Source organism: Streptomyces sp. NPDC088794 (genome assembly GCF_044750545.1).
Taxonomy (GTDB): Bacteria; Actinomycetota; Actinomycetes; order Streptomycetales; family Streptomycetaceae; genus Streptomyces.
In genome coordinates, this window is sequence record NZ_JBIVKB010000001.1 from 337911 (window position 1) to 352762 (window position 14852).

Annotated in this window: 12 protein-coding genes; 5 read left to right on the forward strand and 7 right to left on the reverse strand. The window is 70.3% G+C overall.

All coding sequences use genetic code 11. From position 1 onward, the window contains the following. Nucleotides 1-9 precede the first annotated feature (9 nt). Nucleotides 10-2364 carry a glycoside hydrolase family 3 N-terminal domain-containing protein gene (locus tag ACIP6U_RS01640; protein WP_401711335.1) on the forward strand — a complete coding sequence of 785 codons (2355 nt, stop codon included), beginning with the start codon at nucleotides 10-12 and terminating at the stop codon, nucleotides 2362-2364. A gap of 66 nt (nucleotides 2365-2430) precedes the next feature. On the opposite strand, the gene ACIP6U_RS01645 is transcribed toward ACIP6U_RS01640, so the two are convergent. The 3 genes from ACIP6U_RS01645 to ACIP6U_RS01655 form a co-directional block, all read right to left on the reverse strand. Further along, nucleotides 2431-4596, reverse strand: coding sequence for an RICIN domain-containing protein (locus ACIP6U_RS01645; RefSeq protein WP_401711337.1), 2166 nt, complete (start codon nucleotides 4594-4596; stop codon nucleotides 2431-2433). A 186-nt stretch (nucleotides 4597-4782) separates the two neighbouring features. Then, nucleotides 4783-5823, reverse strand: coding sequence for a LacI family DNA-binding transcriptional regulator (locus tag ACIP6U_RS01650; protein WP_401711340.1), 1041 nt, complete (start codon nucleotides 5821-5823; stop codon nucleotides 4783-4785). A gap of 176 nt (nucleotides 5824-5999) precedes the next feature. Continuing rightward, on the reverse strand, nucleotides 6000-7055 hold the full coding sequence (locus ACIP6U_RS01655) for a medium chain dehydrogenase/reductase family protein (protein ID WP_401711343.1): 1056 nt from the start codon (nucleotides 7053-7055) through the stop codon (nucleotides 6000-6002). 122 nt (nucleotides 7056-7177) lie between these two features. On the opposite strand from ACIP6U_RS01655, the gene ACIP6U_RS01660 reads away from it, so the two are divergent. The 3 genes from ACIP6U_RS01660 to ACIP6U_RS01670 all read left to right on the forward strand — a co-directional run bounded on the left by ACIP6U_RS01660 (nucleotide 7178) and on the right by ACIP6U_RS01670 (nucleotide 10090). Beyond that, complete coding sequence (locus tag ACIP6U_RS01660; protein WP_401711346.1) at nucleotides 7178-7837, forward strand: TetR/AcrR family transcriptional regulator; 660 nt, start codon at nucleotides 7178-7180, stop codon at nucleotides 7835-7837. A 171-nt stretch (nucleotides 7838-8008) separates the two neighbouring features. After that, nucleotides 8009-9433, forward strand: a complete 1425-nt coding sequence (locus ACIP6U_RS01665) for an MFS transporter (protein WP_401711349.1) — start codon at nucleotides 8009-8011, stop codon at nucleotides 9431-9433. 60 nt (nucleotides 9434-9493) lie between these two features. Next, nucleotides 9494-10090 (forward strand): cysteine hydrolase family protein, encoded by a 597-nt coding sequence (locus tag ACIP6U_RS01670; protein WP_401711352.1) that lies wholly within the window; start codon nucleotides 9494-9496, stop codon nucleotides 10088-10090. Nucleotides 10091-10112: 22 nt separating this feature from the next. Here the strand turns inward: ACIP6U_RS01670 and ACIP6U_RS01675 are convergent, their stop codons facing one another. Together ACIP6U_RS01675 and ACIP6U_RS01680 are read right to left on the reverse strand one after the other, a co-directional pair. Then, nucleotides 10113-10562: a MarR family winged helix-turn-helix transcriptional regulator gene (locus ACIP6U_RS01675; RefSeq protein WP_401711355.1), complete on the reverse strand. Its 450-nt coding sequence runs from the start codon at nucleotides 10560-10562 to the stop codon at nucleotides 10113-10115. Nucleotides 10563-10769: 207 nt separating this feature from the next. Continuing rightward, nucleotides 10770-11435 carry a TetR/AcrR family transcriptional regulator gene (locus ACIP6U_RS01680; RefSeq protein WP_401711357.1) on the reverse strand — a complete coding sequence of 222 codons (666 nt, stop codon included), beginning with the start codon at nucleotides 11433-11435 and terminating at the stop codon, nucleotides 10770-10772. A 30-nt stretch (nucleotides 11436-11465) separates the two neighbouring features. On the opposite strand from ACIP6U_RS01680, the gene ACIP6U_RS01685 reads away from it, so the two are divergent. After that, a complete protein-coding gene (locus ACIP6U_RS01685) occupies nucleotides 11466-11933 on the forward strand; it encodes a nuclear transport factor 2 family protein (protein ID WP_401711359.1) in 468 nt (155 codons plus the stop codon). A 162-nt stretch (nucleotides 11934-12095) separates the two neighbouring features. On the opposite strand, the gene ACIP6U_RS01690 is transcribed toward ACIP6U_RS01685, so the two are convergent. After that, nucleotides 12096-12548, reverse strand: coding sequence for a MarR family winged helix-turn-helix transcriptional regulator (locus ACIP6U_RS01690; protein ID WP_401711362.1), 453 nt, complete (start codon nucleotides 12546-12548; stop codon nucleotides 12096-12098). Between the two features lie 144 nt (nucleotides 12549-12692). Next, the gene (locus ACIP6U_RS01695; RefSeq protein WP_401711365.1) at nucleotides 12693-14852 is read right to left on the reverse strand and encodes a ThuA domain-containing protein; all 2160 of its coding nucleotides are present in this window, start codon (nucleotides 14850-14852) and stop codon (nucleotides 12693-12695) included.

Consider the following 14852-nt stretch of genomic DNA (forward strand, 5'->3'; position numbering starts at 1 on the left):
GAGTCGTGAATGACGACCACCATGCCCGACCACAGCGGCCTCCCCCACCGGGAGGACGACCGCCCCTGGACCGACCCCGCCCTGCCCTCCGCGGAACGCGTCGAGGCACTGCTCGCCCGGCTCACCCTGGCGGAGAAGGTCGCGCAGTTGAGCAGCACCTGGGAGGACATCGAGGCCGACGGTCCCGAAGTGGCCCCGGGCAGCAATCACTTCGGGCGCGTCGGTGACCTCGACGAGACCGCCCGGCACGGCCTGGGCCAGCTCACCCGGCCCTACGGCACCCTGCCCCGGCCCCCGTTGGAGCACGCCCGCCTGCTGGCCGAGCACCAGCGGCAGGTGGTGGCGCAGAGCAGATTCGGCATCCCGGCCATGGCCCACGACGAGTGCCTGACCGGCTTCACGGCCTACGGCGCCACCATCTACCCCACCTCGCTCGGCATGGCGGCCACCTTCGACCCCGCGTTGATCCGCAGAGTGGGCGAGGCCATCGGCTCCGACATGGCCGAGGCGGGCGTGCACCAGGGCCTGTCCCCCGTCGTCGACGTCATCCGCGACTACCGCTGGGGCCGCTGCGAGGAGACCTTCGGCGAAGACCCTTACCTGGTCGGCGAGTTGGCCGAGGCGTATGTCACGGGTCTGCAGGGCGCCGGGGTGTACGCCACCCTCAAGCACTTCGCCGGGTACTCCGCGTCGACGGGCGGCCGCAACCACGCGCCCGTCGGGATCGGCCGCCGTGAACTCTTCGACGTCGTCCTGCCGCCCTTCGAGCGGCTCGTCGCCGCGGGCGTGCGGTCGGTGATGAACTCGTACGCCGAGATCGACGGCGAGGCGCCGGCCGCGAGCCACTGGCTGCTGACCGAAGTCCTGCGCGAGGCATGGGGTTTCGAGGGAACCGTCGTCTCCGACTACTGGTCCCTGCCCTTCCTGGTCGACGACCACCGGGTCGCGGCCGATCTGGCGGACGCCGGTGCACTCGCCCTGCGCGCCGGGCTGGACGTCGAACTGCCCGACCAGCGAGGCTTCGGCACCGCGCTCGTGCGCGCGGTGGAACAGGGCCTGGTGGGCGAGGAGTCGGTCGACCGGGCAGTGCGGCGAGTGCTGCGGCAGAAGGCCGAACTCGGGCTGCTCGACGCCGACTGGGACCCTCGTCCACCTGCTCTGATCGCGGGTGAACTGGACCTCGACAAGCCGACGAGCCGCCAACTCGCGCACGCCGTGGCCCAGTCGAGTGCCGTCCTGCTGTCGAACGACGGGACCCTGCCCCTCTCGGCCACCGGCCGCATCGCACTGATCGGCCCGTGCGCCGACGACGTACGCACCATGTTCGGCTGCTACAGCTTCCCCAACCATGTCCTCGCCGAACGCGACGACCTCGGCAACGGTGTTGAGGCGGTCTCCCTGCGCCATGCCTTGGCGGCCGAACTGCCGGGCGTGGAGTGGGCGTTCATGCCGGGCTGCCCGATCCGCGAGACGGACCGTTCCGGGATCGCGGCCGCGGTGGAGGCGGCCGCCGGGGCCGACCTCACCGTGCTGGTCGTCGGTGACAAGGCGGGCATGTTCGGGATCGGCACCTCGGGCGAGGGCTGTGACGTGGAGGATCTGCGGCTGCCGGGCGTACAGGAGGAGCTGGTCGAGGCGGTGTTGGCGACCGGGCGGCCGGTCGTCCTGGTCGTCAGCAGTGGCCGGCCCTACGCGGTGGGCCGGTTCGCGTCCGCCGCGGCGGCCATGGTGCAGGTCTTCCTGCCCGGCGAGGAGGGCGGCCGTGCGCTGGCCCGACTCCTGTCCGGGACGGCGAACTTCAGCGGCAAGCTGCCAGTGCAGATCCCGGCCACACCCGGGGGTCAGCCCTACACCTACCTCCATCCGCCGCTCGGCGACCGGCAGAGCTGGCTGTCCAACCTCGATCCGACCCCGGCGTTCCCCTTCGGACACGGCCTGTCGTACACGACCTTCGAGATCGACGGGCTCGGTGTGGACCGTGAACCGGTGCCGGTGGACGGCGAGTTCACGGTCGGCGTGCGGGTGCGGAACACGGGGGCGGTCGCTGGTGCCGAGACCGTGCAGCTGTACGCGATCGACCCGGTCGCCCAGGTGACCCGGCCGGTGCGGTCCCTGCTCGGCTTCGCCAAGGTGGTCCTCGAACCCGGTGAGCGGGCGACGGTCCGCTTCCACGTGCACACCGACCGGCTGGCGTTCACCGGTCTGGCGGGGCGGCGGATCGTCGAGCCCGGCGAGATCCTGCTCCAGGTCGGCTCCTCCAGTCTGGACACGCCGGTGCGGGAGACGGTCCGACTCGTCGGCGAGGAGCGGGACGCGACGGTGTTGCGGCAGCACGCGGTGCCAGTGAGTGTCGTGCGGGAATAGGCGACAACGACACCCATGAGGAGCGGCGCCACCGTGTCCGACGGTGGCGCCGCTTCTGTTCTCGGGCTAGCTGCGGGTCCACTGCTGGTTCGCGGCGCCAAGGCCGGTCCACAGCGCGACCTTCGAGGCGTTGGCCGTCCCCCAGTTGGTGACGTCGATGACCAGGCCGTTGGAGCGGTTGACGATGGTGCCGTCCACGCGGAACGCCCACTTCTGGCTGGACTTGCCGTTGCAGGTCCAGAGGATGAGCGTGGTGCCGGCGGTGGTGCCGTCACCGTTCGCGGCCAGGCAGTTGCCGTTGACGCGGAGTTCGCCGGCCGTGGTCTGCGTGATGGTCTGGTTGGCGTTGCCGGAGCAGTCGTAGATCTGGACCTGGACGCCCGTCGCGCCGTTCGGGACGTCGAGGCAGCGGCCGGAGTTGGCTCCCTTGAGGGTGAAGGTCGAGGCGGTGGGGAGCGGGTCCTGGACCAACTGCCAGTCCTGGGAGCCGTCGGTGGTCGCCGCCGCCACCGTGACCGCGCCGCCGGACGTCGAACCGGTCATGTAGAGGCCGGTGTCGAGGACCGAGCGCAGCTTGTAGTAGCCGCTCGTGGACGACGCGACCTGGGTCCACTGCTTGTCGGTGGCTCCGTCGTCGACCCACTGGGCGAGCTTCTGCCCGGCCGTCGCGGTGCCGGTCCAGATGGCCACCGAGCGGCCCCCCGCCTTGTTGAGCAGGGTGACGTTGCTGCCCTTGGCGGTCAGGTGCCAACGCTGGGTGGTGGCCGCGGAGTCGGCGGCCAGGACGAGGTCGGGGGTGTTCCCGGTGAGGTTCGCGTCCTGGGTCCTGCCGGAGGCGGTGCTCAGGACCTGGCCGGTGAGCCGGTTGACCAGGCGGTAGTAGGCGCCGTCGGAGCGGCCGAGGTCGACCTCGGCGTACTTCACCGGTCCGACGCTGCTGCCGCTCCAGGACGCCTGGAGGACGAGGACGCGGCCGGTGCCGTCGACGTACTGGAGCATGCGGCTGTACCCGGCGGCGATCGACGTCTTGTACTCCTTCCACGTGCCGGTGGACAGCCCGGACTCGTTCACCCAGACGTCACCGCTGCCGGAGGCGTTGTAGACGATCCGCCCGTCCGGCATCGGGAGCAGGACCGGGCTGCCGCCGGTGGAGAGGGCGGCCCCGCCCGAGGGCACGGGCAGCGAGGTGATCGCGGCGTCGGTGGCGGCGAAGAACTTCGTCGGGTCGTCCGAGATCCGGTAGCGGACGTTCGTACCGCCGCCCCAGTACTCGTACGTCAGCAGCCACTTGCCGTCGGTGGTCGGGGCGATGGTCGTCATGCCCGGCCGGCCGCCGCCGATCTCCGTCTTGCCGCCGCCCATGCTCACCGTGTTGCCGGGAACGTCAACCACCGGGGAACTCCAGGCCGTTGAGCCGGAACCGTTCCAGGTGCGGTGGAGGAGGACCTGGCCCCCGGAGTCGGTCGCGGTGTCGTTGGCCGGGTCGAGGATCGGGGCGCCGGTGGTGGTGCTGTAGCCGGTGTAGTCGTCCTCGTCGGAGTAGTAGGCGATGAGCTGTCCGTTGTGGGCGAGCAGGTGCGGTTCCCAGATGGGGTCGACCTGGGCGTGGGTGTTGGCGGTCGAGACCCGGCCGATGCTGCCCGCGCTGCCGCCCTGCCAGCCGCCGGCGGCGATGATGTTCTGGAAGCTCCAACTGACCCCGTCATCCCCACTCGAATACAGGGCCAGCGCTATGTCCTTGCGGTCGCCGTCGCCGGTCGGTGTCCAACTGGAGTTGGCGGCCTTCTGCTCCTGGTAGTAGTAGTCGTCGCCCGAGACGATGCTCGCGAGCAGCAGGGTGCCGGCGCTGAGGTTTCCGACGTTCTGCGGGAGCACGTAGAGATACGGGTTGGTCCAGTTGCTCGTGTATTTCGCGTACTGCGAGTCGCTGGAGAGATAGGCCGGGGCCTTCACGTCGCTCAGCTTGGACCAGGTCGTGCCGTCGTCGTCGCTCTTGTAGATGGGCAGTGTCTGGCCGACCGGAGCGGTCTGGCTGTTCTCGAACGTGGCGACGATCCGGCCGTCCGCCAATTGGGCCGACTTCGGGTACAGAACGCACGGATTCTTGTTGCACGCGGCGGGGTTGGTCGCCGTATACAGATTCGCCGGGCTCGGCTGATACGCGGTCGCGTTTCCCGCCGAGCCGATGGCGAGGGCCACACCGATACCGGCGGCGGTCACGGCAGCCAGCATTTTGCGCGCCAACGATCTTATCAATCCTCTGGACATCGGCATTCCTTTCGCCCGAGGCGACTCGGGGGGAATCGCGCACCACTCAGCGCTGAAAAGGGAATGAGGGTGCGGAGCAGGAAGCCAGTATTCGTACGCCTGACGGTGATGTCACCGGAGCATTGCGAAAGTGTTTCGCCAGGTGGTGAGTTACGCGGTATTGACGGCGCGCGGGGCGGACGTCGAGGTGCGCAGCACCAGTTCCGTCGCCAACTCGATGCGCGGCGACGCGGGTGGGCGGCCCTCCGCGAACTGCATGAGCACCCGGGTCGCCTCGTGCCCCAACTCCTCGAAGGGCTGGCGCACCGCGCTCAGCGGCGGCGAGGCCATGGCCGCGACCAGAGTGTCGTCGAAGGACATGACCGACAGGTCCGCCGGCACGGCGAGCCCCTGCTGGCGTGCGGCCTCCAGAACGCCGAGCGCCTGGGCGTCGCTCGCCGCGAACACGGCCGTCGGCGGATCGTCGGTCCGGAGGATCTGGAGCCCGGCGACGAGCGCCTCGGCGTAGTCGAAGTCGGTGGAGCGGACGATCCCGGGGTCGTAGGCGATCCCGGCTTCCTCCAGTGCGGCCCGGTAGCCGTGCACGCGTGCCGCGCCGGCCAGGGAGTGCGAGCGGCCCGCGACCATGCCGATGCGGATGTGCCCGAGCTCCAGCAGATGCTGGACGGCCTCGCGGGCGCCGCTCCAGTTCGTCACGCCGATGCTGGGGATGTCGCCGGACGGCGCGCTGAGCGGATCGATCAGTACGACGGGCAGTTGCTGGTCGACGATGCGGCGCTGGTCCTCGTCGGCGAGCATCGAGATCACGATGATGAGCCCGGCCGCGCCCAGTGCCACGCACTCCTCCAGCCACTGGGAGATGGAGCGCCGGCTGGTCGTCCCGGTCACCACGTCGATGCCGAGTTCGCCGGCCGCGTCCACGATGCCGCGGACGACCTCCAGGGTGTACGGGCCGGAGAGGTCGCGGAACACGGCGATGATCTGCCGCGGCCCGTCGGTCTCCCGCTCCCAGGGGCGGACGTATCCGGACCGCGCGAGCAGTTCCTCGACCCGGGCCCGCGTGGCCGCCCCGACGTCACGGCGTCGGTGGACGACCTTCGACACGGTGCTCAGCGAGACGCCCGCCTCGGTGGCGATGCTCGTCAGCAGGCCGTACTGGGCATCGAGGTGTGTCTTGCCCTGAGTGGTCACCCGATGCCTGCCCCACCTGCGACTCGCCGACGTCGATGCGCTGCGGGCACAGTGCCCGGGGCCCGGTCGCGGACCTCTCCTGCGGCAGCGCTCCTGATCATCCAGCGCGTCCACGAGCGCTGGCAAGACATCGGACACGCACCCGTGCGGGAGAGGGGCGACCGGGGCCGACGGCGTCACGGGGTCAGTACGATCTTGCCGGCGACGGTCCCGGACTCGGCGAGCCGCATGGCCTCGGCGGTGCGGGCGAGCGGGAGTTCGGCAGCGATGCGGGCGGTGACCTCGCCGCGCTCCAGGGCCGCGAAGACCTGGGTGAGGTCGGCGCGCAGCCGATTCCGGAACGCGTTCCTGCCCAGGGCCCGGCCCGCCCAGACGTTGTAGAAGTAGGCGTGACGGCCGTTGGGCAGCGCGTTCCACAGCCATACGCGGCCGAGCAGCTTGAACACGGGCCACTGCTTGGAGCCCTGGTCGTCCCTGGTGGCGGCGCTGCCGTAGGAGACGAGCGTGCCGCCGGGCGCGAGCAGGCGCCAGGAGTCGACGATGCCGTGGCCGCCGACGTGGTCGAAGACGGCGGCCACTCCGTCGGGGGCGAGGGCGCGGATGTGCGCGGCGACGTCACCGGCGCGGTAGTCGACGGGGACCACTCCCTGCTCGCGCAGGGCGTCGTGGTGGCGTACGGACGCGGTGCCGATGACCTTCACGCCTGCGGCGCGGGCGAGTTGGACCAGGACGGAACCGACGCCGCCGTTGGCGCCGAGCACCACGACGGTCTGGCCCGCACGCACGCGTGCCTTGCGGTGGAGCATCTGCCAGGCGGTGATGCCGTTGAGGACCATGGTCTCGGCCTCCGCCGCGCCGATCCCGTCGGGGACCTCGACGGTGTCCGCCGCGTCGACGACCACGTGGCTGGCCCAGCCGCCGACCTTGAGGAGCGCGGCCACCCGCGTGCCGATCAGCTCGGATCCGACACCCTCACCGGCCGCGATCACCGTGCCCACGAGGTCGTAGCCGGGGACGAAGGGGAAGGCGGGCTGGTCGTAGTACCGGCCGCGGCGCATCTGCTGCTCGGCGAAGGAGACGCCGGTCGCCTGCATACGGATCACGACCTGTCCCGGACCCGGGGTCGGGACGGTTCCGCCGGAGCGGATCTCCAGCCCCTCGGGCTCCACCTTGCCCGGCAGGACGACCTCGACGAGTCCTTCGTGTCCTTCGGTGTTCATGATGACCTCCATGTCGCTAGCGCTTGTCGCTTGAGTTAGAAGCTATAACGATCGCAAGGAAGAGTCAATAGCCACCGTGATAGCCTCTAACTAAATCGCACAGGGCGCCCTCAGGGGCATGGACGGAGGCGGCCGTGGCGAGCACGAGGACGGAGACCCCGCGCGAGCGCTATCGCGCCCGGATCCGGGCAGAGGTCAAGGACCACGCCTGGGAGCAGAACGCCACGGCGGGCGCCTCCGGCCTGTCGCTCAACGCGATCGCCAAGCGGATGGGGATGAGCGGACCGGCGCTCTACCGGTACTTCGCCAACCGCGACGAACTGATCACCGAGCTGATCAAGGACGCGTACCGCAGCCTCGCCGACACCCTGCACACGGCCGCCGATTCCGGCGCCGACCTGACCGGACTGGCCCACGCCATGCGCGGTTGGGCCCTGGCGGACCCGCACCGGCACTTCCTGCTCTACGGCACGCCGATCCCGGGCTACCACGCCCCCGACGCCACCACCGCTATCAGCGCGGAGATCATGGCGGTCCTGCTCGACGCGTGCACCGAGACCCCCGTACCAGCGGCGTCCGACCACCCCGGCACGCCGTTCGCCGAGCACCTGCGGGACCACCGACACTGGGCCCGCGGCCACGCAGCCCCGCCCGAGACGCTGCACCGGGCGCTGACCGTCTGGACCCGGTTGCACGGGCTCCTCTCGCTCGAACTCGCCGGCCATTTCAACGGGATGGGGTTCGATCCGGAGCTGCTGTTCGCGAGCGAGCTGGAGGCGCTGGGCGCGCCGTAAGTACCACCGGGACCCTGGCACCCCTCCCCTTCATCGCGCCGCCTTCCCTTCGTCGCCGCCGACGAGATAGGCAGGCTGCCTGCTATAGTTTGTCAGGCAGTCTGCGTAATTCTGTCGACCGCTCCCGCGGCTGCCACCGGACCTCGCGAGCGGGAAAGGAGGAGCAGCGCCTTGGGAGTCACCGAAAAGGCACCCTCCATACGGCAGGAGGGGACTCCGTCGGAGAGGGCCTTCGGGCCGACGTTCGTGACCCCGCTCTACATGGGCGCCGTGCTCAACCCGATCAACAGCTCGGTGATCGCGCCCGCCCTGGTGGCCATCGCGGCCGCGATGCACACGTCCGTCGGCGGCACGGCGATCCTGATCTCCAGCCTCTATCTGACGAGCGCGATAGCGCAGCCCGCGGCCGGGCGGCTGGCCGAGGAGTTCGGGCCCCGGCGGGTCTTCTTCGTCGGCATCCTCCTCGTCCTCGTGGGAGGCGTTCTCGGCGCGGCCGCCCGTGACATGTCGGTCCTGGTCACGGCCCGCGTCCTCATCGGCGCGGGCACCTCCGCCGGATATCCGTCCGCGATGCTGCTGATCCGCCGCCGGGCCCAGGCGACGGGGTTGCAGGAGCCACCCGGCAGCGTCCTGGGCGGCCTGGCCATCGCCGGCGCCGCCACCCTCGCCATCGGCCCCGCGATCGGCGGGTTGCTCGTCGGCTGGCTGGGCTGGCAGACGGCCTTCTGGGTCAACGTCCCCTTCGCGGTCGCGGCCTTCGTGATGGCGGCGGTCTGGATCCCCAAGGACCCCGACCGCGTGCGCGGCCGTTCACCGCGCGCCCTCGCCTCCCGCATCGATCCGCCGGGCATCGTGGCCTTCGGCGGGACGCTCACCGCGTTGCTGGTGTTCCTGTCCTCGCTGCCGGACCCCGACTGGCCGGCCCTGGGCGTCTCCGTCGTGATCGCCGCCGCCCTCGTCGCCTGGGAACTGCGCGCCGCCAACCCCTTCCTGGACGTCCGGCTGCTCGCCTCGAACCTCGCGCTCACCCGCACCTACCTGCGCAACGGCCTTACGCTCCTGGGCACTTACGTGATTCTCTACGGGCTCACCCAGTGGCTCGAAGCCGCCCGCGGACTCTCCGCCTACCAGGCGGGGCTGATCCTCATCCCTATGGGCGCCCTGTCGGCGGTCTCCGCCCGAGTCGCCTCGCGCCGCACCCGTGTCCGGGCACCGCTGATCGCGTCGGCGCTGCTTCTGCTCGCGGGAGCCGTCGCCACCCTGTTCCTGGACAGCGGCTCGCCGGTGATCGCGGTGATCGCGATCACGGCCCTGTTCGGACTCACCTCCGGCGCCAGCACCGTGGCCAACCAGGCGGTCCTGTACAAGGAAGCGCCCGCCAGGAGCGTCGGCACCGCGTCGGGACTGCTGCGCACCTTCGGCTACATCGGCTCCATCGCGTCGGCGGCCATCACCGGCACCGCCTTCCGCACCCACGTCGACGACACCGGCCTCCGGCACATCTCCTGGGCGCTGGTCGGCATCGCCGTCGTCGTCCTCGTCATGACGGCCCTCGACCGGCACCTGAGGACCACCGACCGCCGGTCCGCCCACTGACGCCCCTCCCCCAATCTCCGGACCCCTCCAACTCCCCTATACGAACGGACAGTTCAGGCAATGACCATCGTCGCCCCGCACCTCGACCCCGCCCGCGCCGCCCTGCTTCTCATGGACTTCCAGCCGGCCATCCTGGCCGCGGTCCCCGACGGGGAGCTGGCCCTCTCCCGCGCCCACGCGGCCCTGTCGTGGGCCCGGTCGAACGACGTCCAAGTCGCCCATGTCCGGGTCGCCTTCACCGACGAGGACTTCGCCCTCGTCCCGGCGCGCAACAAGTCCTTCACCGCCGTCGCCCGGAGCGGCTTCCTCGCCGACGGCAGCCCCGAGGCCGCGCTGCACGACTCGTTCGACGTGCGCGAGCAGGACATCACCGTGCGCAAGATACGTATCAGCGCCTTCGCCGGCACCCCCGACCTGCGGGCCACCCTGCGCGATCGGGGCATCGACACGCTCGTCCTGGCCGGACTGTCCACCGGCGGAGTGGTGTTGACGACCCTTCGGCAGGCCGCGGACGACGACTTCCAGCTCTATGTCCTCAAGGACGCGACCGGCGACCCCGACCCCGAGGTCCACCGCGTCCTGACCGAGAAGGTCTTCCCGAACCAGGCGTACGTCATCGACACCGAGGAACTCGGGGCGCTGACCAAGGCGGTGTGAGACCGCCGTCCCCCCGCGACCGTCAACTCCCGCTGTCCGCGATCCGGTTCATGATGGCCGCGGCCTTCAGCAGGGTCTCGCGCTCGTCCGCCCGCAGGTGCGCCTCGATGGCTCCGCCGAGCCAACTCACCCGGGCGGCCGGGATCGTGGCGATCAGCGCCCGTCCCTCGGGGGTCGCCTCGATGAGCGTCTTGCGGCCGTCGCCGGGGTCCTTGGCCGTGGTGATCAGGCCGCCGGTACGCAGTGCGGCGAGTGTCTCGGCCATCGACTGCCGGCGTACGTGCTCGGCCTGCGCCAGTTCGCTGGCCGTGACCGAGCCGTCCTCGACGATGCGGGCCAGCGTGGTCAGTTGCGACCAGGTCCACTGCATGTCGTCCGGCGCCGACTCGGTGCGCAACCGCGCGCGCAGCCGGGTCATCGCCTTCATCAGCTCGGCGGCGGCCTCGGCCTCGGGCTTCGGATCACGGGTCATGCGCCGATTTTATCCAGTACGCAGGTCACCTGCCTTGCCGCCCACTTCGAGAAGGCAGCCGCCCTCAGACCCAGCTGCTCGCCTTGAGGGGATATTTGCGTCGTCAAGCGGTCCGGTCGAGGAACTGGCCTCGCCGAGCAGGAACGTCACCCATCAGTCGTCTGACTGGACAGCAGGCCACATCACGCATCCGCGTCCGCGTCGGCCCTACGGTCGATCGGACGCGTCCTCCGCATCGCCGTCGACCGCCCACCAGGCAGGAGCGCATGCCACGGACGCCTCGACCAGGTCCTCCTTGGTGACCGACGGGTCGTCGAGCCACGCCCTGATGGCGCCGGCGAAGCCGTGGGCCATGAACTGCGCGATGACCTTGCGGTTGGCCTCGGGCAGCCCCGGGTGGGGGCCGCGGGCCATGAACGCCAGTGCGTAGTCGCTGAAGTGGCGCACGAGTGCCTCGTACACCCCGCTGTCCGCCGGGTCGGCGAGGGTGTGCCGGTACACCTCGGCGAAGCGCTCGACGTGATCGGCCACCTCGGTGACGGCCATGCGCAACAACTCGCGGGCCGCGTACACGCCTTGCGCCCGCCACTCGTCCTCCAGCCGGTGCCCGCGCTCCAGGTCGGCCTGGAGCACCTGGATGAGCAGGTCCAGCGGGGAGCCGTAGCGGTTGTAGAACGTCGCACGGGTGACCCCCGCACGGCCGGCCAGCTCGGCGACGGAGATCCGCGAGACGGGCCGCCGCGCGGCGAGGTCGACGATGGCCTCCTCGAAGGCCTGGGTCGTGCGGGTGATGCGGGGATCGATCCGCTCGTTCAGCGCTCTGCCCTCCTCGGGGTCACGTTGCAGCCTGCCATGCGGAGTGATTTTATACATGTGTCAAATAGTGTGGCGAAAGGAACCGTCATGGCCTCGCACACCGCGGTCTCACCCCAGGAAGCCGCCGACCGGTTGGCCATCCGTGAGCTGGTGGACGCCTACGCGCACTGCGCTGACCGGCGGGACGCCAAGGGGCAGATGGCCCTGTTCACGGAGGACACCCGCTTCCTGGTGTTCATGGACGCCAAGGCGGCGGAGCCGACGCAGGAGGTGCACGGCCGCGAGTCCCTCGCCCCGGTGTTCGAGAACCTCAACGTCTACCGGGCGACCACGCACTTCAACGGCCAGAGCACGATCACCCTCGACGGCGGCCGGGCCACGGGCGAGAGCTACTGCCTGGCCCACCACGTCTCGGTCGACGAGTCCGGGCAGCGCACCCTGATGATCGCGTCGATCCGCTACCTCGACGAGTTCACCAAACAGGACGGCGACTGGTACTTCGCCGAGCGCCGCCTGATGGTCGACTGGACCGAGACGCGCCCCTCCACGCCCTGAGGCGTCGCAGGACGGCGGTCTCGGTCTCCGTCTCGTCGAGGGCGAATCGACGTGCCACGGCAAGTCCCCACGGGATGCCGAGGAGGGCGACGAGCACGAGCCCCAGGACCAGTGGCGCGGGTCGTCCGGGGCCTTCCGAGCCCTGTGTGGTGAGGCCGAGGCTCAGTCGAGCTTCTCGACCAGCGCCTCGAACTGCCGCACCATGGCCGGCAGCGAGCGGCCGTCGATATGGTCCATGACCCGCTTGCGGGCGCTCGCCAGATGGACCGGATAGGCCGCCTCCAGCCGCTTCATCCCTTCCGGGGTGATGGTCGCGACATTCCCGCGCGCGTCCCCCTCGAAGCGCCGCTTGACGACCTGGCTGCGGCTCTGCAGCGCGTCCACGACACGGGTGATGCGGCTCGCCGACAGCGCGGTCGCCGAGGCGAGATCCGTCATGCGGAGCGACTGGTTCTCGGCCTCGGAGAGGCTCATCAGTACGACGTACTCGGTGAGCGTCAGTCCGGTCGACCGCAGCAGATCGTCGTCCAGCGAGCGGGGCAGCGCGACGATGACGCGCATCAGCGCCCGCCAGAAGCGCTCTTCCTGGGCGGCGAGGGGATCTTCGGCGGTCATCTCCGCAGATTAGCGTGCTCAAGCAAAGAACCTCAAGGTACGGCCGTACGGAGAACCTCCTGGCCGCGAGCCTCCCCGCCGTGAACAACCACCTCGCCGTGGGCCGATGCGATGCGTCGGCCCACGGCTCCGGTGTGCGAAGGGTCAGTTGCGCGCGTTCAGGAACCGGTCCGCCCAGTAGGCGGTGCGGTCCAGGTAGGCCGTCTCGGCCGCCGGTCCGGTCAGTCCGTACGCTCCTTCGTACGTCTGGTAGTTGTGGCCGGCGGGCGGGGTGGCGTCGGCCGGTTCGATCGAACTGCCTTCGTGCCATTCGTTGAAGGACGTCACCGACACCCAGGTCGGCGGGCCGCCGGTCTCGGGTGCGAGGGCGTTGCCCCACTGCCGGTCGTAGGCCGCACCGTCGGCGCGGTTCACGGTGGGGGTCGTGTTGCCTGGTACGGCTCGGTCGTCGATGTATCCGGGTGCGACCGACGGGGACCAGATGAGGTTGTTGGCGCGGGCGTAGTCCCCGGCCTGCTTCCAGCCCGGGGCGGTGGCACCGGCGATGCCGTCATAGGTGTACAGCCCGGAGAAGTGCTGGATCTTGCTGGTGTCGGTGGTCTGGGCGAGCACGATGCTGTTGCCGGTGACCTGGTCGAGTGCCGTCCAGTCGGTGACATCGAGGCTGCTGAAGACGTAGAAGGCGCCCTTGTCGCCGTGGTCCGCGGAACGGTAGAAGGCGGGGTGGCCGCCGTACGTGGTGTTGATGTACCGGATGTCGTCGGCGGTCGAGGCACCGGTGCGGCCGGCGTACGGCTCCAGATGCCAGGCCACCTTGACGCCCTCCTTCTGCGCGGCGTCGAGGACGCCCCGGGCGATCCGGTCCTCGTAACTGCCCTGGCCCCACCAGCTGTAGACCAGGACACCGGCGCCGGAGCGGGCGATCCACTTCATGTGCTGCGCCACCGCGCCGGCGTAGTCGGCGGAGTCGTACGGGCCGAGCGCCGGGTACAGGTCGGCACCGATGTCGTCCGGCGGGGTGTGGCCGCCTTGTTGCCAGTGCCGCCAGTCCCCGTTCACCACCGGGCTGCCGTACCAGGGGTAGTAGAAGAGGTGCACGTTCTGGTTGAGCTCCTTGGCGACCGGGGCGCCTCCCAGGGTGAAGGTGTCGATGTCGAAGAGCGATCCGCTGCCGCCGGTGAATCTCAGGAAGAGGGGGCCCGACGCGGAGGACGTCAGCGTGGTCGAGACGGTGGTGAAGGTGTCCCAACTCCCGGTCACCGGTACCCGAACCGACCCGAGCAGTGTGCCGGTGGCCGAGCCGGAACGGATCTCGACAGTGCCACCGGCGCCCGCCGAGGACACCTTGGCGGTGAAGGTCGAGGCACCAGCGGTGGAGACGCTCGCGTAGCCCGCCCAGTCGCCGTTCTCGATGTAGCCGAGGGTCTGCCCGCCGCTCGCTCCCGCGTGAGCGGCCGACTGGACACCGGAACCCGAGGTGAACGCCTCTCCCTCGACGGTCCGAGTGCCGGACGGCGGCGAGCAGTTGCCCGGCGCCGCGCCCGCCGTGTACCGCACCGCACCGAGCAGCAGACTCCGGAAGGCGGCGTCGCTGTAGGACTCGATGGTGTGGCCGAGTCCCGTGTAGAAGGAGCGGCCCTTGCCCTGCGGGTGGCACCAGGTGATCGGGTGGTCGGCGCCCATCTCGCCGCCGCTGTAGGTGCTTTCGTCGAGGGTCTGCAGGACGTGCACGCCGGACCGGGGATTGGCGCGGTAGTTGTACCACTCGTCGGTGCGCGTCCAGGTCGGGGCGAGATGCGCGGTGGCCGGGTGGGTGCGGTCCTCGTTCTTCACCGTGGCCTGCTGGATGGCGGGATGGCTCTTGAAGTAGGCGCCCACCAGCTGGTTGTAGTAGGGCCAGTCGTACTCGGTGTCGGCCGCCGCGTGCACACCCAGGTAGCCGCCGCCGTTGTCGACGTAGGACTGAAGGGCGTTCTGCTGGGTGTCGTTGAGGACGTCGCCGGTGGTGCTGAGGAAGACGACCGCCTCGTACGAGGCCAGGTTCGCGGGGGTGAAGGCGCCGGCGTCCTCGGTCGCCGTGACGGAGAAGTTGTTCTGCGTGCCCAGCGTGCGCAGGGCGTCGATGCCGGCGGGGATGGCGTCGTGCCGGAATCCGGCGGTCTTGGAGAAGACCAGGATGTCGAAGGCGGCGTCCGCCTTGGCGGGGCCCGCGTGTGCCGTCACCGCAGGCAGGGACAGGGTGCAGGCCGTGGCCAGGGCGAGAGCCGCCAGCCGCCGGGCGGTGCGCCAGGTGCGTCTGATCAT

What these genes read in the sequence shown, in the direction of transcription:
- ACIP6U_RS01640 (WP_401711335.1), top strand. Translation starts at nt 10, where the DNA reads ATGACGACCACCATGCCCGACCACAGCGGCCTCCCCCACCGGGAGGAC.
- ACIP6U_RS01645 (WP_401711337.1), bottom strand. Translation starts at nt 4,596, where the DNA reads ATGCTGGCTGCCGTGACCGCCGCCGGTATCGGTGTGGCCCTCGCCATC.
- ACIP6U_RS01655 (WP_401711343.1), bottom strand. Translation starts at nt 7,055, where the DNA reads ATGGAGGTCATCATGAACACCGAAGGACACGAAGGACTCGTCGAGGTC.
- ACIP6U_RS01670 (WP_401711352.1), top strand. Translation starts at nt 9,494, where the DNA reads ATGACCATCGTCGCCCCGCACCTCGACCCCGCCCGCGCCGCCCTGCTT.
- ACIP6U_RS01675 (WP_401711355.1), bottom strand. Translation starts at nt 10,562, where the DNA reads ATGACCCGTGATCCGAAGCCCGAGGCCGAGGCCGCCGCCGAGCTGATG.
- ACIP6U_RS01680 (WP_401711357.1), bottom strand. Translation starts at nt 11,435, where the DNA reads ATGTATAAAATCACTCCGCATGGCAGGCTGCAACGTGACCCCGAGGAG.
- ACIP6U_RS01685 (WP_401711359.1), top strand. Translation starts at nt 11,466, where the DNA reads ATGGCCTCGCACACCGCGGTCTCACCCCAGGAAGCCGCCGACCGGTTG.
- ACIP6U_RS01690 (WP_401711362.1), bottom strand. Translation starts at nt 12,548, where the DNA reads ATGACCGCCGAAGATCCCCTCGCCGCCCAGGAAGAGCGCTTCTGGCGG.
- ACIP6U_RS01695 (WP_401711365.1), bottom strand. Translation starts at nt 14,852, where the DNA reads ATGATCAGACGCACCTGGCGCACCGCCCGGCGGCTGGCGGCTCTCGCC.